This is a genomic window from Opitutus sp. GAS368 (genome assembly GCF_900104925.1).
In the GTDB taxonomy this organism is placed as follows: Bacteria; Verrucomicrobiota; Verrucomicrobiia; order Opitutales; family Opitutaceae; genus Lacunisphaera.
On record NZ_LT629735.1, the window covers coordinates 2,769,811 to 2,787,613 of the forward strand.

The following is a 17,803-nucleotide window of genomic DNA, read 5'->3' on the forward strand; positions in this document are numbered from 1 at the left end:
TTTTCCCGCGATGAACGGGAGCGAATCAGTTCCTCTTATCGGTCCCATGTTGGCGAGGAACAATGTCCCGATTGGGACTTGCCGGGTTGCAAGCGGTCTGCAATCTATTCAACTCAAAATGATTGTGGTGGATGCATGGGCCGATGCATTGATCATATATAGTATAAAAATATACGTTATATGCTGCTCAGCGTTCACATTCCAAAGACCGGAGGCGTCAGCTTCCGGAACATGCTCAAGGAATTCTATGGTCCGGGCTTTGTTCTCAGCTATTGGGATATCACCGATGCTTGGGGCCGGGTTCTCCCCGAAATCCCGAAGAGTGCCACCTGCGTCCACGGGCACTTCGTGGCGCACGAGCTGGCGGAGCGCTTTCCCTCGGCCAACCTGATCACCTGGGTGCGCAATCCCGTCGAGCGGGTGGTTTCATCCTATTACCACCGGCTGCGCGATCCCGACCCGCGGAACTACGTCAGCCGGATGATTCACGAGCAGGGGCTCGGCTTGCTCGAATTTGCGGAATTGCCCGAGGCCAGGAACGAGATGGCGGTGTTCATGGGCCGCAAGCAGCCGGCGGATTTCGCCTTCATCGGCATCACGGAGTATTATGAGGAAGCCATGGAACGCTATTGCCAGGAATTCGGCCTGCCGCGGCAACCGGTCAGGCGGGACAATATCAATCCGGCGCGCGAGCACACCGGTTATGCCCTCGGGCCGGAAGTGCGGGCCCGCATCCTGGCCTGGAACGAGATCGATGCGGGAATCTACTCCGAGTGCCATGATCAGTTCACGGCCCGGCGCAAGGTCGCCCTGCGGTTTGTCGGATGAAAACCACCCCGGCTCCTGCATCCCCAGCGACAGCGAATTCATCGGTTGAACGGACAGGGCGGGGCCATGTGTTCTGGTTTTTCGGCCTGAGCGGCGCCGGCAAGACCACGCTGGCCACGGGCCTGGCGGAGGGGTTGCGCGCGGAGGGAAGAACCGTTCTCCTGCTCGATGGCGACGAACTGCGGGCGGGTTTGTGCCACGACCTGGGATTTTCGGACGACGCCCGCGCCGAGAACATCCGGCGCGCGGCGGAACTGGCCAAGCTCGCGAAGGAGCAGGGTCAGGTGGTCCTGGCGGCATTCATCACGCCCCGGGAGAACCTGCGCCGGCTCGTCAGAAGCATTATCGGCGTAGACCGGCTCGATATGATCTGGGTCGATGCGCCATTGGAAGTCTGCCGCCGGCGCGATCCGAAGGGCCTTTACCAGCGATCTGCGGCAGGAATGGTTCCATTCTTTACCGGTGTGGATTCGATTTTCGAGAAACCGGTCCGGCCGGAATTGCGCATGCAAACCGACCGGCATACGGTGGAGGAGCTGCAGCTTGAATTGATGAAATTCTGTTGGAAGCGCTTTGGTTGACCAGAGGTGGGAGAAAGGGGAAGGGAGAATGAAGAAGGCAGAAGGAAATCTGAGACCTGAAACCTGAGGACATACGCCAGCAGCTAAGCGCAAAACGGTGAAGGCAAAGAAGGATGGCACCAAGGGCGCGGCTAAGAGCCCGGGCAAATCGTGTCCCGGCGCTTCGCCCTTGGCCTTTACCACTTGCCTCCTCCCACTTCGCCCTCCGTCTCCGAATCCCAAGCCATGGAGTTTGCGCAATTAGCGGGAAAATTTCCGACGTCGACGTGGCTAATAAGCGCCTGACGGGCGGGTTGGGTGGAAATTTTGTTTTACATTGGAGAAAGGGCTTCTTCTCCTACAGGGGATTTTGAACCGCACACACACCGTGAGTTCGCCTTGTTCGCGTAAATCATTCTTGGCCAAACTGGGGGGCTTGGTCGCCGCCGCCGGTCTGGTTCCGGCGTTTTTGACGCGGTCCGCCATGGCCATGGCCGCCAAACCCGCATCCGTGGCCCTGCGCCCCGAAATCCGCGCCGTGCCGCGCAAGGAAGGCAGCTGCTAACCGGCTTCCGTCATGTCGAAGATTTTTCCGAAATCCGCCAACGCCCTGCCGCTGCAGATCATCATTTTCTTGGGCGTCCTTGGCGGCGTCGCGGCGGCCGGCATCACCTATTACGCCACGCCGGCCTACCTGCGCGTCGGCTACCAGCCGGTCCAGCCCGTCCCGTTTGAGCACAGCCTGCATGCAGGCCAGCTCGGCATCGACTGCCGCTACTGCCACGCGGCCGTCGAGAAATCGGCCACCTCGAGCCTCCCGGCCGCGCAGACCTGCATGAACTGCCACAGCATCATCAAGACCACGAGCCCGCTGCTCGAGGTCGTGCGGCAGAGTTATGCGACCGGCGAGCCCGTGCCGTGGGTCCGGATCCACCAGAACCCCGACTACGTCTATTTCAACCACTCGGTCCACGTGAACCGCGGCGTCAGCTGCGTCGAGTGCCACGGCAAGATCAACGAGATGCGGGTCGTCCACCAGGACAAGTCGCACAGCATGAGCTGGTGCCTCGACTGCCACCGCAATCCCGCCGGGCGCATCCGCAACCCGCAGGATGTCTTCAATCTCGATTCCCAAACGCTCGCCGCTCAGGGCAAACTGGCGGACGCCCAGAAGTTCGTCCACGACTGGAAGGTTAAACCGCCGACGAGCTGCTCCGGCTGCCACCGCTGATGAAACGCAAATTTGATCATTCCGCCCCCGCCGGCCCCGCCCCGACCGGCCCGAAATACTGGCGCAGCCTCGACGAGCTGGCCGAGACGCCCGGCTTCAAGGAGCACCTGGCCCGCGAATTCCCCGAGGGCGCGTCCTCCATCGAGGGGGTCGACCGCCGACAGTTCATGAAGCTGATGGCGGCGTCGTTCGCGCTCGGCGGCCTCGGCCTCGCCGGCTGCCGCCGCCCCGAGGCGCACATCCTGCCCTACGGCAAGTCCGTCGAATACACCGTCCCGGGCCTCCCGCTTTATTTCGCCACCGCGATGCCGCTGCGCAAGTCGGCCCTCCCGCTGCTGGCCGAGACCCACCAGGGCCGCCCGACCAAGCTCGAGGGCAACCCGAGCTACCTGCCGCATGGCGGCGCCAGCTCGCTCCTCGCGCAGGCCTCGGTGCTCGACCTCTACGACCCGGAGCGCGCCACGGCGCACACGAAGAAGGGCGACACGCTTTCCCCGACCCAGGTCAACGACCTGCTCGCCAGCATCAACAAGGCCTACGCCGGCAGCGGCGAGGGCCTGGCGTTCCTCGCCGACGAGTCCGCCTCGCCGACGCGCGCCCGCCTCGTGGCGAAGCTGAAGGCACAGTTCCCGAAGGCCATCTGGGCCGAATACGAGCCCGTGCAGGACGAGCCGCCGGTCGCCGCCGCGCAGGTCGCGTTCGGCAAGAGCGTCAAGCCGCTCTACCGCTTCGCCAAGGCCAGGCGCATCCTCTCGCTCGACGCCGATTTTTTCCACGCCGAGTCCGGTTCGCTCTACTACGCCCGCGAGTTCGCCAAGGGCCGCCGCGTCACGAAGCCGACCGACCCGATGAACCGCCTCTATGTGGCGGAGAGCAGCTTCTCCCTCACCGGCAGCATGGCGGACCACCGCCTGCGCCTCGCGAGCAACCACATCCTCGCCCTGGCCGCCGCCATCGGCGGCAAGGTGCTGGAGTCGAACATGCTCGAGCCGCTGACCAAGGGCCTCGAGGTCAACGCCGACTGGGTCGAGCAGTGCGCCAAGGATCTCATGGAGCATCGCGGCGAGTCGCTCGTCGTCGCCGGCGCCGACCAGCCGGTGGCGGTGCACGTCATCGCCTACGCGATGAACGCCAAGCTCGGCAACCTCGGCCAGACGATCGATTTCGTGGAGATCGAGCCCGCCGCGGCCTCGACCATCTCGGCGCTCGCCACGGCCATCAAGGCCGGCTCGGTCAAGACCCTCTTCATCCTCAACGGCAACCCGGCCTACAACGCGCCCGCCGACCTCGATTTTGGCGCGCTGCTGAAATCCGTGCCGGACGTCATCCGCTTCGGTTATTATAACGACGAGACCTCCGCGCTCGCCGGCACGCACCTCGCCGCGACGCACTACCTCGAGTCGTGGGGCGACGCCCGCACGGCCGACGGCACCATCGTGCCGGTGCAGCCGATGATCATGCCGCTCTTCAACGGCCTGATGGAGGTCGAGCTGCTCGCCCGCCTCGCCGGCGAAGCCAAGCCCGAGGCCTACGAGCAGGTCCACGCCACTCGCGGCGGCGACCAGAAGGCCTTTGAGAAATTCCTGCACGACGGCCTGGTCGAGGGTTCGGCCTACCCGGTCGTTCCCGTCGCCTTCGACGTGCAGCGCTCCGGCGCCGCGTTCGCCAAGCTCCCCGCCTTTGCCGCCCTGTCGAAAGACAATCTCGAGGTCCGCTTCGTCACCGACCACAAGATGGACGACGGGCGCTTCGCCAACAACGGCTGGCTGCAGGAATGTCCGGATCCCATGACGAAGATCTCGTGGGACAACGCCATCCTCGTCAGCCCGCGCCTCGCCAGTGAGCTCGGCATCGTGCCGGCCGGCAGCCTCCTGCAGGTCGCGCGCAAGGAGGAAGCCGAGTTCTACCAGGGCAAGGAAAACGCCCGCATTTTCGAGCTCACCCTGAACGGCCGCACGATCCGGGGCCCGGTGCACATCCAGCCCGGCCTGTCGAACTACACGGTCGTCCTCCCGCTCGGCTACGGCCGCAAGGCTTCCGGCCACATCGGCACGAACACCGGCTTCAGCGCCTACGTGTTGCGCACCAGCGACGCCCTGGCCTTTGCCACCGGCGCCACGCTCCGCGACACCGGCGAGCGCATGCTGCTGGCCAACATGCAGGAACACTGGTCGATGGAGGGCCGCGACATCGTTCGCGAGGCCAACCTCGACGAGTTCAAGGAGAACCCCGCTTTCGTCGCCGGCATCGGTATGGAGGGGCACTCGCCCGCCATCTACGGCGACTACACGCCGGAGCAGTTCGCCAAGCTCCCGGCCGAGGAACGCCAGAGGCTCGCCATCGCCCGGGCCACCGAGACCCCGCGCGGCAATTCCCTCTACGAGACGCCCGACCTGACCGGCACCCACCAGTGGGGCATGTCGATCGATCTCAACACCTGCATCGGCTGCAACGCCTGCGTCGTGGCCTGCCAGGCGGAGAACAACATCCCGATCGTCGGCAAGGACCAGGTGCTGCGCGGCCGCGAGATGCACTGGATCCGCCTCGACCGCTACTACTCCGATGGCCACATCGACGCGGAGGCCTTCGGGGCCGAAGGCAACAAGCGGCTTCCCGAGGACCCCCAGGTCTCGATGCAGCCCATGACCTGCCAGCATTGCGAACTCGCGCCCTGCGAGACCGTGTGTCCGGTCAACGCCACCGTCCACGACGAGGAGGGCATCAACGTCATGGCCTACAACCGCTGCATCGGCACCCGCTACTGCGCGAACAACTGTCCCTACAAGGTGCGCCGGTTCAATTTCTTCGACTACAACAAGCGCGCCACCGACGCCCTCTACATGGGCCCGCTCGGCCACCAGAGCGACATGCCGGAGCTGGTCAAGATGGTGAAGAATCCCGACGTGACCGTGCGCATGCGCGGCGTCATGGAAAAGTGCACCTATTGCGTCCAGCGCGTGCAGCAGGCCAAGATCGCCCAGAAGCGGAAGGCCGGCGCCAGCGGCGACATCGAGATCCCGGACGGCACGATCAAGACCGCCTGCCAGCAGGTGTGCCCGGTCGAGGCCATTGTCTTCGGCAACATCAAGGACGAGCACAGCGCCGTCTCGCGCGCCAAGCTGCAGGACCGGACCTACGCCGTCCTCGGTTATCTGAACATCCGCCCGCGCACGACCTATCTCGGCAAGCTCCGCAATCCGAACCCGCACATGCCCGATTACTCCGCGCTCCCGCTCAGCCGGGTCGAGTATAACACGAAGAACGGCCACGGCGGCACCCACGGGGCCGTGCACGGCGAGGGCCACGAAGCTGAGAAGCACGAGGCCAAGAACGGAGGGCACGGCTAATGGGCGCGCCCGCTTCCGATCAACCCGCCCCGGCGATCCTGGCCGAGGTCAAGCCCGCGCTCGTTCCGCGCCGCGAGCTGGTGGAGCACCACCGCGACTTCCACTGGATCACCGAGAAGATCTGCGGCATCGTCGAGGGCAAACCCCCCGTCTGGTGGTGGTGGTGCCTGGGCGTCGCCGCCTTCGTCGCCTCGTTCACCGTCGCCGGTCTGACCTACCTGGTCGCCACCGGGGTCGGCGTCTGGGGTCACCGCACCCCGGTCAACTGGGCGTGGGACATCGTCAACTTCGTGTTCTGGATCGGCATCGGCCACGCCGGCACGCTCATCTCGGCCATCCTCTGCCTGCTGCGCCAGAAGTGGCGCACGTCCATCAACCGCCCGGCCGAGGCCATGACGATCTTCGCGGTCGTCTGCGCCGCGATCTTCCCGGTCTTCCACGTCGGCCGCATCTGGTTCGCCGTGCTGCCAGGCTACCTGTTCCCGTTCCCGAACGCGAACGGCATCTGGCAGAACTTCCGCTCGCCGCTGGAGTGGGACGTGTTCGCGGTCTCGACCTACGGCACCGTGTCCGTGCTCTTCTGGTATATCGGCCTCATCCCCGACCTCGGCACGATGCGCGACCGCTTTACCCGCGCCGGCAACGTTTTCAAGGCGCGCATCTACGGCTTTTTCGCCATGGGCTGGCGCGGTTCCAACCGCGCGTGGAGCAACTACGAGATGGCCTACCTCATCCTGGCCGGCATCGCGACCCCGCTGGTGCTCTCCGTGCACACCATCGTGTCGTTCGACTTCGCCGTCTCGCTGATTCCCGGCTGGCATACGACCATCTTCCCGCCGTATTTCGTCGCGGGCGCCATCTTCTCCGGCTTCGGCATGGTGCTCACGCTCATGCTGCCGCTGCGGGCCATCTACCGCCTCGAGGACGTGATCACGCAGTATCACATCGACTGCATGTGCAAGATCACCCTGGCGACGGGCACCATGGTGGGCTACGCCTACTCGATGGAGTTCTTCATCGCGTGGTATGGCGCGAACCCGTATGAGGGCTTCGCGTTCGTCAACCGCGCGTTCGGCCACTACGCCTGGGCCTACTGGATCATGATCACCTGCAACGTGGTCACCCCGCAGTTCTTCTGGTTCAAGTCCGTCCGCGAGAACACCACCCTGGTCTGGATCCTCTGCATCTTCGTCAACGTCGGCATGTGGTTCGAGCGCTTCGTGATCATCGTCACCTCGCTGGCCCGCGACTTCCTGCCGTCGAGCTGGGGCTACTATTCGCCGTCCATCGTCGAGATCTTCACGTTCTTCGGCACCTTCGGCGTGTTCTCCTTCCTGTTCCTGCTGTTCATCCGCTTCGTGCCCATCATGCCGATGTCGGAAATCAAGATGGTCATCCCCGCGGCCGATCCCCACGGATCGTCGAAACACTGAGGCGCCGCCATGAACAAGAACTACGGCATCATCGCCGCCTTCGACACCACGCCGGAGCTCTACCATGCCTGCGAGCAGGTGCGGGACGCCGGCTATTCGCAGTGGGACGCGCTCACGCCGTTCCCCATCCACGGCCTCGACGCCGCCATGGGCATGCCCCGCTCCAAGGTGCCGCGCTTCTCCCTCGCCGGCGGCATCACCGGCTTCTGCACCGGCATGTCGCTCATCTGGTGGACCGGCGCCTATGAATACCCGCTGATCGTCGGCGGCAAGCCCCTGTTCAGCCCGATGTTCGCCTTCCCGATCTCCTACGAACTCACCATCCTCTTCACCGCCTTCGCGACCATCTTCGGCATGTTCTTCCTGAACAAGCTGCCCATGCATTACCACCCGGTGATGAAGGCGCCGCAGTTCGTCCGCGCCATGGACGACCGCTTCTACATCGTGATCGAGGCGAACGACCCGAAATTCAACACCACGGCCACCCGTGACCTGCTCGTGAAGGCCGGCGGCAAGGACATCGCGGAGCTGGAATCATAAGATGCGCTACGCCTACTACACTCTCGCCTTCGTGGTCGTCCTCCTGCTGTCCGTCATGGGCTTCCGGGGCATGCGCTCGACGGAGCCGCCGATCGAGGTTTTCCCCGACATGGACCACCAGGCCAAATACAAGCCGCAGGCCGAGTCCAAGTTCTTCGCCGACGGCCGCGCCGACCGCCCGATTCCCGCCGGCACCGTGCCCTTTGGCCGCGATGTCATCGAAAAACACGACAAGGACGGCAGGGTTCATTTTGACGACCCGGCCTTCCTTCGCGCCGACGATTTCCACTATGACGGCAAGCTGCCGGACGGCACCTTCGGTCGCGGTTTCCCCGCCGGGATCGAGGTCACGCGCGACTTCGTCCTCCGCGGCCAGGGCCGCTTCATGATCTACTGCGCCCCCTGCCACGGCCAGCTCGGCGACGGCAACGGCATCACCAAGTCCTACGGCATGCTGACGACGCCCAGCTATCACGACGACCGCATCCGCAACATGCCCGAGGGCGAGATCTTCAACACCATCACCCACGGCAAGAACACGATGATGTCCTACGCCGACAAGCTGGCGCCCGACGACCGCTGGGCCGTGGTCGCCTATGTGCGCGCCCTCCAGCGCGCCGCGCACGGCTCCATCAATGATGTCCCCCTCGAGCAACGCGGAGGGCTGAAATAACATGAGCGCCCCCGCTTCCACCGCCTCCCTGGCGAACAAATTCCTCGGCGCCGGCCTCGCCGGCCTGGCCGTCACCGCGCTCGGCCTGTTCGTCTCCCCGGCCCAGCACGTGGCGCTGTCCTACCTCGTCGGCGTCGCCTACTGGGTCGCCATCTCGGTGGGCATGCTGCTCCTGATCCTGATCCATCACCTGACCGACGCCGGCTGGTCCACGGTCATCCGCCGCCAATACGAGCACGGCATCTCCGCCTTCAAGTGGCTCTTCGTCCTGTTTCTGCCGCTGCTCATCAGCGCGTGGGTGAAGCCCGGCCTCGTCTGGCCGTGGATGGACCTGGGCCACACGATCCACGGCGGTCACACCGTCGGCGCCGACCCGCTTTACCTGAAGAAGGCAGGCTTCCTGAACCTGAACATGTTCACGGGCATGACGCTCGGCTTCTTCGCCGTCTGGACCGGGCTCGCCTGGCTCCTGCGCAAGGCCTCGTTCAGCCAGGACCAGGACGGCGACGCCAAGTGGACCTTCATGAACCGGCGCACCGCGGCCGGCGGCATCGTGCTGACCGCGCTCTCGCTGACCTTCGCCGCCATCTACTGGATGAAGAGCCTCGAGTATCACTGGTTCTCGACGATGTATGGCGTGTGGTTCTTCGCCAACTGCGTGCGCGGCGGCCTGGCCTTCGCCGTGTTCATCACCTGCTGGCTCTACGCCCGCGGCGACTACAAGGGCATCTTCAACACCGGCCACTTCCACGCGCTCGTCGCGCTGGCCTTCGCCTTCGTGGTGTTCTGGGGCTACGTCACCTTCTCCCAATACTTCCTGATCTGGAACGCCAACGTCCCCGAGGAGACCTTCTGGTATAACATCCGCGAGTCCGGCGACTGGTGGTATGTCGGCATGCTGATCCTGTTCGGCCACTTCTTCGTGCCGTTCCTGGCGTGGCTGTATTATCCCTTCAAGTCCAACCGCAAGCCGGCGGCCATCATCAGCGGCTGGGTCGCTTTCATCATTCTGGTGGACCTCTGCTACAACGTGCTGCCCGCCCTGAAGGATGCGCACGACGAGCCGCTGCCGTTCCTCTCGATCAACCTGCTGTGGGTGCTGACCTCCGTCATCGGCGTCGGCGGCGTCTGCGTCTGGTCCTACCTGCGGAGCCTGCCCACGGCGAAGCTCATCCCGATCCGCGACCCGCGCATCGTCGAGTCCCTCACGCATCACGACGCCACCGCCCCGGAGCCGGGCGCCGCCTCGGCCCACTAAGCCATGAGCGATTCCTCCAATTTCTCCTTCCCGCACCGCACGCCGGTGTTCACCACGGTCATCGTGCTGCTCTGCTTCGCCCTGTTCGGCTGGCTGGCGCGCAAGGTCTACGCCCCGCACGCCTACGCCGTGGACAAGGTCGAGGGCGTCAAGACCCCGGCCGAGCGCAAGAAGCTGCTCACCGACAAGCTGGAGGCGGAGCACACCGCCGCCACGGGCTACGCCTGGATCGACCAGAAGGCTGGCACCGTCCGCCTGCCCATCGAGCGCGCCATCGAACTCACCGTCCGTGACCACGCCCAGAAGTAAGCCTTGTGATGAATCCTCCCGCTAACAACCGCACCGAGCAGATCGAGATCGATGCTTCCGCCAAGTGGCCGGTGCTGGTCTTCCTCGCCTCGGCCATGGTCTGGCTCATTCTCGGCGGCGTGCTGCAGCTGGCCGCGAACATGCAGCTGTATCAGCCGGGCTTCCTGGCCGACTGTGCGTGGTTCACCCACGGCCGGCTCGCGCCCGCCGCGCAGAACGCCCTGGTCTACGGCTGGGGCATGAACGCCGCCTTTGCCTTCGGCCTCTGGCTGATGGCCCGCCTGTCCGCGACCACCCTCCGCCACGGCGGCTGGCTTTTCATCGCCGCCAAGTTCTGGAACCTCGGCGTCACCCTCGGCGTGCTGGGCATCCTTGGCGGCTACTCGACCTCCTTCGAGCTGCTCGAGATGCCGCGCTTCGTCTGTTTCCTCCTGCTCGCGGCCTACGCGCTCGTCGGAGTCTGGGCGGTCACCACCTTCAGCATCCGCAACACCGAGAACGTCTACGCCTCGCAGTGGTATCTCTTCGGCGCAGCGTTCTGGTTCCCCTGGCTCTACGCCATCGCGCAGGTGATGCTCTTCCAGGCCCCCGTGCGCGGCGTGCTCCAGCCCGTCGTCAATGCCTGGTATGCCCACGGCCTCTACAACCTCTGGTTCGTGCCGATGGCCCTGGCCGCCGCGTATTACTTCCTGCCCAAGATCCTCGGCAAGCCCGTCTCCAACTACTACCTGGCCTCGCTGGCCTTCTGGTGGTTGTCCATCACCTCGGCTTTCGCCGGCGGCAGCCGCCTGATCGGCGCGCCGGTGCCGGTGTGGATCCCGACCTTGGGCATCGTCGCCAACATGCTGGTCGTCGTCGGCGTGGTCATCGTGGCGATCAACCTCTTCGGCACGGTGTCCGGCCGCTTCGCGGCCGCCCGGGCCAGCCTGACGCTCCGCTTTATCCTGATCAGCATCGTGAGCTTCGTGCTCGCCGCGGTCATGAACCTCGCGCTCTCGATGCGCGACTTCGCCGCGGTGGTCCAGTTCACCCTGCTGGACGGCCTGCGCGACTGGCTGACCTTCTACGCCTGCTTCTCCACCGCGATGTTCGGCGCCGCGTATTTCCTCCTGCCGCGCCTGACGGGCAAGGAGTGGCGCTCCGCCGCGCTGATCAAGCTGCACCTCGGCGCCACCGCGCTCGGCGTGATTCTGATGGTCGTGGGCATGACCTACGCCGGCTGGCACCAGGGCCGGCTGCTCAATGACGCCGCCGTGCCGTTTGCCGAGATCACGAAGGCCATGTCCTTCTGGTTCGCCTTCCGCACCGGTGTGCTGGGCCTGTTGCTCCTCGGCCACGTGGCCTTCCTCCTCAACTTCATCTGGATCGCGTGCCCGCTCAATTCGCAGGGCACCGCGGCCGCCACGTTCCGCCCTCCGCCCGAGCTGGGGCTCGCCAAGGAGGGCCACGCATGAAAAACGGACTGGCCCTTTTCCTCGGCGTCTTCGCCACCCTCGCGCTTTCCTGGACCGGCCTGTTGCTGACCGCCCACCGGCAGATCGGCGGCCTCGGCCAGTTCAAGGACCCGGCGGATGACTCGCTGCATCCGGCGGCGATGTCCGGTCTGGCCCACCAGGGCCTCCTCGTTTACCAGGACCTCGGTTGCGTCACCTGCCACACCCAGCAGGTCCGCCAGCACGGTTTCGGCAACGATCTCAATGAGGGCGGCCGCAAGTGGGGCGAGCGCGGCAGCTACGCCCGCGACTACATCCGCGACGCCACCGTCCTGATCGGCCAGAACCGCCTCGGGCCCGACCTCCGCAATGTGGGCGCCCGGCTCGGTGACGCCACGCCCCAGGAATACGCCGAGTGGTTCTACAAGCTGCTCTACGCCCCGCAATCGGTCGCCGCCGGCACCAACATGCCGGCCCACACCTTCCTGTTCGACGTCCACCCGTTGGCCGGCCGCCAGCCCTCGGCCCACGCCCTGGCGCTGCCGTCCAAGTTCTCGCCCGGCCCCGGCCTCGAAGTGGTGCCCACGTCGCGCGCCGTCGCGCTGGTGGCCTATCTGCAAAGCTTGAAGGACACCTACGACTATCCCACCGAGCGCAGCCGGAATGAACCCGCCAAGGAGGGCGGCCACTAAGATGAGCGCGAACGATTCCAATTTCCGCGCGGAGCAGGCCGGCGCCAGCGACGAGAGCATCCAGCAGGTCCACGCCCGGCTGCAGACGACCAAGCCCGAGAAGACCGACGGTTATTCCAAGCTGCCGCTCGTGCTGCTCGGCCTGATGTGCTCGGCCATTTTCTTCGGCTCGATCTACCTCGCGCACTATTCGCTCCGCTTCGACCCGCTCGTCTACAGCGAGCACGCCAGCCGCGAGAAGCCGGGTGCCGTCAAGATCGTTCCGCTCACCCGCGCCCAGCTGGGCAAGAAGGTCTTCGACGCCACCTGCATCACCTGCCACCAGGCCAACGGCCTCGGGGTTCCCGGCCAGTATCCGCCGCTGGCGGGCTCCGAGTGGGCCCAGGGCAACGAGGAACGCGTCATCCGCATCGTGCTCCACGGCCTCAACGGCCCGATCACGGTCGAGGGCAAGGAATTCAACAACGTCATGGCCCCGCTCGGGGCGGCCTTGAAGGACGAGCAGATTGCCAACGCGCTTTCCTATGTGCGCTCCTCCTGGGGCAACAAGGCCCCCGAGGTGCAGCCCGAGACCGTCGCCAAGGTCCGCGCCGACACCGCCAGCCGCAGCGGCTACTGGACCGCCGCCGAACTGCAGAAGATCGGCAACTGAGTTTCTTTCAGGACTACGAACACAACAAAAAGCCGGGCGAAAGCCCGGCTTTTGTTTGGCGGAGAATCTGTAGCGGCGGTCTATGACCGCCGTATTTTGTAGGAGCTTGCTTGCAAGCGATGCGGAACACTCGCCTGTAAACAGGCTCCTACACCAAGCCACGCTTACTCTCCGCCCGGCTTGAACATGCCGCCCATGTCCGGCATCGAGAATTTCTGATAGCCGGCGGGCGGGCTGAATAGCGAATCGCCCAGGGAGCCGGGTTCGATCTTGGTGGCCTCCATCTTGAAGGTCTGTTTGCCCGCGGCGTCGCGCGAGATCACCCGCAGCGGAAAGCCGCCCTTGCCCTTGAGGGCCTCCTCCCACTTGGCGGCATTGGCGCCGCCACCGCGCCGGCCACCGCCAAACATACCGCCGCCACCGCCGCCGAGGCCCATGAAGGCGCCGAGGCCTTCCGCGGCCCACACCTCGGTGACCGCGCCCTTGTCCTTCACGAGGATCTGGTTGCACTTGTAGCCGAGGATGGTCTCGGTTTTGCCGGTGACCTCGACGTCCGCGGAGCCCGCGCCCTGCTTCTCCAGGGCCTGCTCGATGGGTTTCTTCATCGGCATGACCATATACATGTGCTGCTCCGCCATGAGCATGAGCATCTCCATCTTGCCCAGGTCCATGATCGTCGCGACCTCATGGCCCTCGGCGTTCATATCCATGCGGATCTTCTGGCCCTTGAGCGAGTAGTCCAGGTTCATGGCGCGGCCCTGGTCGGCGGTGATCGCGAGGCTGACCTTGCCCTCGAAGGTATCGGCGGCGAACATCTGGACGGCGCTGAGCAGCGCGCCCACGGCGAGAAGTCGGGATAGGAGTTTCATGGGCCGCAGCCTGACAGCCCGCTGCCCTGGTTCAAGTCACGGTTGAACGGCGTTGCCACGGCGGGGTGGTTTCAGGGAGCATTTACCCATGCCCTCCGAGTTCAGCCTTACCCGCCAGGTCGAGTTTCATGAAACCGACATGGCCGGCATCATGCACTTCGCCAATTTCTTCCGCTGGATGGAAACCTGCGAGACCGCCTTCTACCGCTCACTGGGCCTGCCGCTGATCTCCTTTGTGCCGGGCAAGGTGGTCGGCTGGCCGCGGGTGAATGTCAGCTGCGCCTACCGGGCCCCGCTGCGCTTCAACGACACCGTGGTCGTGAAGCTCTTCGTGAAGAAGCTCACCACGCGCTCCGTGACCTATGTCTTCCAGTTTCGGAAGGACGGGGCGCTGTGCGCCACCGGCGAGGTGACGGCGGTGTGCGTGACCGGCGACGCCGGGAGCGGGATGGTGGCCCAGCCGATCCCGGCTGACGTCCGGGCGCAGTTGCAGGAAGCTTCGGAAGCGGCGTGGTCTTGATGCAGGGTCGCCGCTGGTCGGCGGACCAGATTGGGAAGCCGCAGAGGAGATCCGGCGACAAGCGCCGATCCTACATTAAGCAGTCCCGTAAGGCGGCATCGATTCGCCCTTGGCCGACAGGGCGAAGATTTTCACGGCCTGGGCCTTGCCCTTCACCTTGACCTCGCCGAGTTCGCGGGCCGGCAGCCGCACCTTCATGGCGGCGAGGGTGGCTTCGCTGACGATGATCGGGGTGGCGTAAGCCGGGTCCTTGGTCAGGCCCTCCAACCGGGAGGCGAGGTTCACGCCGTCGCCAAGGACCGTGTAGTTGAGGCGGGTCTTGGAGCCCATGTTGCCGGCGACGACGCGCGCGGTGTTGATGCCGATGCCGAAGGCGAGGGTGGGCTTGCCTTCCGCGTCCAGCTCGCAATTGAGGAGGTCCAGGGCCCGGGCCATGTCACGCGCGGCGGCGATCGCCCGCTCGGGCGCCTCAGGCGTGGCCACGGGTGCGCCGAAGAGAGCCATGATCGCATCGCCGATGTATTTGTCGATCACGCCGCCGTGCTGTTCGATGATCGTGCTCATGCGGTCGAGGTAGCGGTTGAGCAGGGCCAGCACGTCCGTGGGCGGCAGTTTCTCGCTCAGGGTGGTGAAGTCGCGCAGGTCGCAAAACAGGATGGTGACCTCGCGTTCCTCGCCGCCGAGTTGGAGGTCCGACTGGAGGAGCTGGGCGGCGATCTCGGGGGACACGACCTTGCCGAGCAGGTCGCGCACCTTGTCGCGCTCGGCGAGACCGGCGGTCATGTGGTTGAAGGCCGTGGCCAGCTGGCCGATCTCGTCCTCGCGCGGGAGCTCGATGCGCCGGGTGTAGTCGCCGGCGGCGACCAGCTTGGTGTGGCCGGCCAGCTGCTGGAGCGGCTGGCTGACGCCGCGGGCGATCCACAGCGCGGCGATGGTGGCGGCGGCCAGCGCGGCCAGCGAGATGAGCAGCACGATGTTCTCGAGTTCGCGGGCCGGGGCCAGCTCGGCGTTCAACGAACGTTGCAACGCGATACGAACAGGGGCTTCGCCGAGCAGATCCCAGGACTGGAACAGCGTGACATAGGGCTCGCCGCCCAGGGTGAGCATCTCGCTGTCGGCGGCGGCCTCCTGCTTGGTCGTGGCGTGCCGGGCGATGGCCTCCGCCATGGCGCGATTGAGCGTGGTGGACAGCACCCGCGGGTTCGGCTCGTCGGGATTGGAGGTGAAGGTCACGTCCAGCAGGGTTGTTTTCTTGATGGCGTTGGCGAAGGCGGTGTCGATCGGGTAGGCGAGGCCGAACCAAGCGCCGACATTGGGGTAGGGTGCGTAGAGGGGCACGACGACCAGCACGTGCAGTTTGCCGCCGAGGTAGGAGTAACCGCTGGCCTGCTCCATGTCGCCGGTGGTGGCCTGGCGGATGAGGTAGCGGAAGGGCCCGACGTTCTCCGTGCCCAGCACCTCATCGGTCCCGGCCAGCAGGTCGCCTTCGGGGGAAAAGATGGTGATGACCGGCGCCTTAACCCGGTCGATGTAGCTGAGCAGGACCGAGCGCAGCGTGCTCTTGTCGACCGAGCTCTGCATCAGCAGCGGTTTGATGGCATAGTCGCCGCTCATGATCTTGGCGCTGCCGGCGAGGTAATCGATGCGCTCGCTCAGGTTTTGCCGGAAGATATTCGCGCCGATCTGCAGGTTCTGCTCGATGTGCTTGCGGGCGTTGCTCTCGTTGGCGCGCGTCACGAGCAGGTAGACGGCGACCTGCACCACGGCGATCAACCCGGCCAGAAGCAGCATCAACTGCCGGCTGAAGCTGCGGAAGCGGAAGACGCGGAAAGCCACGGGATCAGTAGCCGCCCGACTTGGTGACGCCGGCGCGCCGGATGCGGCGGTCGGGTTTCAGGGTCAGCGTGAACTCGCGCTTGGTGGCATCCGCCTCGGCCAGGGTGAGCTCCTGTGTGACGCTGCCGGCGAGACGCGGATGCCAGAGCTCAAGGCGGTAGCGGCCGGCGGGGGCGGCCACGGTGGCCAGGCCCAGGGCATTGGTTTTCGCGAACCAGGGCGTCGGCACCACGACGATGTAAGCGAGCATCCAGTCGTGGATGTTGCAGCCGAGCGTCACCAGGCCGGCGGTCTCGAAGACGATCGATTCGGCCTGGCCGGGATTGTAGAGCGGCAGCTCGAATTTCTTGGCCTTGGACAGGGAGTAGACATGGTGCTGCACCTTGTCGCGGTTGGGGAAGACGATCTTGGCGCCCGCCTGCACGACGGTCACGAAGGTCGAAAATTCCTGGTCCTGCTGGGCGATTTCGCCGGCGGTCACGGGCGGGGGGATCGCCGCGCCGTCCAGCGGGATCAACGATACGACGGCATCGGCCACCGGCTCGCCTTTGGTTCCCTTGACGGTCACCGCGAGCTCCGCCGGAGCGGCCAGGGCCAGCGGTGCGACGGCGAGGGCAGACAGGGCAAAAAGGAGCCGGAGACTCATGGGCGGATTAGAACCGATGAACCACGCCAAGTCCCCAAGATTCCGTCGGGTAGCGGATGCCGATTTTATTGACGACAAACGCGCTGCTGTAGCGGAACTCGGCCGTCGTGTGGTCGGAAATCGCATAGGTGGTCGCCAGCGACCAGAGATCGACATCCGCCTCCACGTTGTAGGAGACCCAGCCGCTGCCGTAGAGGTTGGTGACTTCCCAGGGACGGGAGTTGTAGTAAGTCGACACCACCGGCCCAAAGCCGCCGTAAATGGCCTGGCCCCACACGGACCAGGCGGCGTTGGCGACGATGTTCCCGCTCAGCCGGCCGGCGCTCCCGCTGAGGCTCCAGTGCTCGGTGATATCCCACGTGGCATCGACCGAGTAGGAGTATTGATCGAGATCGAAGGTCGCGCTGCGGGCGTCATGCTTGAGCCATTGGCCGGTGAGGCCGGCCTTGAGCGAGGGCGTGAAACGCTTGGCCAGGCGCAGGCTGGCCTCGGCGCTCCAACCGCGGTCCGCGTCCAGCCGCGCCGCCTTGTAGCTGAACGCAGTGTCGAGCTGGAGCACGGGCGCGAGCGGGCCGAGACCGAACTTGCGCTGCAGCCCCAGCCGCGGACCGAGTTTGAGGTTATTAGTGAGATCGTAGTCGGGGGCGGTGAAGAAGCTGGCATCGGCGCCGCCGTGCAACAGCCAGTCGGGCGCGAGCTGCTGGTGCCGGGTGGCGCTGAGGTCGAGTTCGTAGGTGGCGGCATTCTTGCGCGTCGGAGCAAACGAGGTGCGGCTGAGATTTTCCACCCAGTTCGCCGCGCCGGTCGCGGTCACCGCCAGATTGTCGAGCCAGCTCGCGGCAGGAGCACGGTCTTGGGCGAAGGCTTCGCCGGTCAGGAGAATGAATCCGATAATAGCGTAACGGATCTGATGGATTGAAATGTAGGGTCGCCGCTTGTCGGCGGACCGTTCTGCGGGCGAATACATGGTCCGGCG

At 65.3% G+C, this 17,803-nt stretch carries 18 protein-coding genes; 14 read left to right on the top strand and 4 right to left on the bottom strand.

Annotated features, from left to right (window positions below; all coding sequences use genetic code 11):
* The first annotated feature begins 180 nt into the window (after window positions 1-180).
* From BLU29_RS11785 to BLU29_RS11840, 13 genes are all read left to right on the top strand, one after another.
* A complete protein-coding gene (locus BLU29_RS11785; RefSeq protein WP_091058103.1) occupies window positions 181-828 on the top strand; it encodes a sulfotransferase family 2 domain-containing protein in 648 nt (215 codons plus the stop codon).
* A complete protein-coding gene (cysC, locus tag BLU29_RS11790; protein ID WP_091058106.1) occupies window positions 825-1,409 on the top strand; it encodes an adenylyl-sulfate kinase in 585 nt (194 codons plus the stop codon). The genes BLU29_RS11785 and cysC overlap by 4 nt, the downstream gene beginning before the upstream one ends.
* 415 nt (window positions 1,410-1,824) lie before the next feature.
* The gene (locus BLU29_RS18695; RefSeq protein WP_255401040.1) at window positions 1,825-1,953 is read left to right on the top strand and encodes a hypothetical protein; all 129 of its coding nucleotides are present in this window, start codon (window positions 1,825-1,827) and stop codon (window positions 1,951-1,953) included.
* Between the two features lie 12 nt (window positions 1,954-1,965).
* Window positions 1,966-2,619 (top strand): cytochrome c3 family protein, encoded by a 654-nt coding sequence (locus BLU29_RS11795; protein WP_091058109.1) that lies wholly within the window; start codon window positions 1,966-1,968, stop codon window positions 2,617-2,619.
* Window positions 2,619-5,966, top strand: a complete 3,348-nt coding sequence (locus BLU29_RS11800) for a TAT-variant-translocated molybdopterin oxidoreductase (protein ID WP_091058112.1) — start codon at window positions 2,619-2,621, stop codon at window positions 5,964-5,966. Before BLU29_RS11795 ends, BLU29_RS11800 begins: the two co-directional genes overlap by 1 nt.
* Complete coding sequence (nrfD, locus tag BLU29_RS11805) at window positions 5,966-7,399, top strand: NrfD/PsrC family molybdoenzyme membrane anchor subunit (protein WP_091058115.1); 1,434 nt, start codon at window positions 5,966-5,968, stop codon at window positions 7,397-7,399. Before BLU29_RS11800 ends, nrfD begins: the two co-directional genes overlap by 1 nt.
* A gap of 9 nt (window positions 7,400-7,408) precedes the next feature.
* Window positions 7,409-7,939, top strand: coding sequence for a DUF3341 domain-containing protein (locus tag BLU29_RS11810; RefSeq protein WP_091058117.1), 531 nt, complete (start codon window positions 7,409-7,411; stop codon window positions 7,937-7,939).
* A 1-nt stretch (window position 7,940) separates the two neighbouring features.
* Window positions 7,941-8,612 carry a cytochrome c gene (locus BLU29_RS11815; RefSeq protein ID WP_091058120.1) on the top strand — a complete coding sequence of 224 codons (672 nt, stop codon included), beginning with the start codon at window positions 7,941-7,943 and terminating at the stop codon, window positions 8,610-8,612.
* Between the two features lies 1 nt (window position 8,613).
* Window positions 8,614-9,870, top strand: a complete 1,257-nt coding sequence (locus BLU29_RS11820) for a hypothetical protein (RefSeq protein WP_091058122.1) — start codon at window positions 8,614-8,616, stop codon at window positions 9,868-9,870.
* A gap of 3 nt (window positions 9,871-9,873) precedes the next feature.
* Entirely contained in the window at window positions 9,874-10,179 is a 306-nt protein-coding gene (locus BLU29_RS11825; protein ID WP_091058125.1) for a hypothetical protein, read from the top strand.
* Between the two features lie 8 nt (window positions 10,180-10,187).
* Complete coding sequence (locus BLU29_RS11830; RefSeq protein ID WP_091058128.1) at window positions 10,188-11,633, top strand: cbb3-type cytochrome c oxidase subunit I; 1,446 nt, start codon at window positions 10,188-10,190, stop codon at window positions 11,631-11,633.
* Window positions 11,630-12,304, top strand: coding sequence for a cbb3-type cytochrome c oxidase subunit II (locus BLU29_RS11835; RefSeq protein ID WP_091058129.1), 675 nt, complete (start codon window positions 11,630-11,632; stop codon window positions 12,302-12,304). Before BLU29_RS11830 ends, BLU29_RS11835 begins: the two co-directional genes overlap by 4 nt.
* Before the next feature lies 1 nt (window position 12,305).
* Complete coding sequence (locus BLU29_RS11840; protein ID WP_091058132.1) at window positions 12,306-12,956, top strand: cytochrome c; 651 nt, start codon at window positions 12,306-12,308, stop codon at window positions 12,954-12,956.
* A gap of 164 nt (window positions 12,957-13,120) precedes the next feature.
* On the opposite strand, the gene BLU29_RS11845 is transcribed toward BLU29_RS11840, so the two are convergent.
* Entirely contained in the window at window positions 13,121-13,825 is a 705-nt protein-coding gene (locus BLU29_RS11845; RefSeq protein WP_091058135.1) for a DUF4412 domain-containing protein, read from the bottom strand.
* A gap of 88 nt (window positions 13,826-13,913) precedes the next feature.
* Between BLU29_RS11845 and BLU29_RS11850 the strand changes: the two genes are divergently transcribed.
* Window positions 13,914-14,345, top strand: coding sequence for a thioesterase family protein (locus tag BLU29_RS11850; protein WP_091058136.1), 432 nt, complete (start codon window positions 13,914-13,916; stop codon window positions 14,343-14,345).
* A 75-nt stretch (window positions 14,346-14,420) separates the two neighbouring features.
* Here BLU29_RS11850 and BLU29_RS11855 read toward each other — a convergent pair whose 3' ends face one another.
* Genes BLU29_RS11855 through BLU29_RS11865 form a run of 3 tightly spaced genes read right to left on the bottom strand, consistent with a single transcriptional unit; the run spans window position 14,421 to window position 17,794 of the window.
* On the bottom strand, window positions 14,421-16,181 hold the full coding sequence (locus tag BLU29_RS11855; RefSeq protein WP_091058139.1) for an adenylate/guanylate cyclase domain-containing protein: 1,761 nt from the start codon (window positions 16,179-16,181) through the stop codon (window positions 14,421-14,423).
* 4 nt (window positions 16,182-16,185) lie between these two features.
* The gene (locus BLU29_RS11860; RefSeq protein WP_091058142.1) at window positions 16,186-16,827 is read right to left on the bottom strand and encodes a methylamine utilization protein; all 642 of its coding nucleotides are present in this window, start codon (window positions 16,825-16,827) and stop codon (window positions 16,186-16,188) included.
* Between the two features lie 7 nt (window positions 16,828-16,834).
* Complete coding sequence (locus BLU29_RS11865; RefSeq protein ID WP_091058144.1) at window positions 16,835-17,794, bottom strand: hypothetical protein; 960 nt, start codon at window positions 17,792-17,794, stop codon at window positions 16,835-16,837.
* Between the last annotated feature and the right edge of the window lie 9 nt (window positions 17,795-17,803).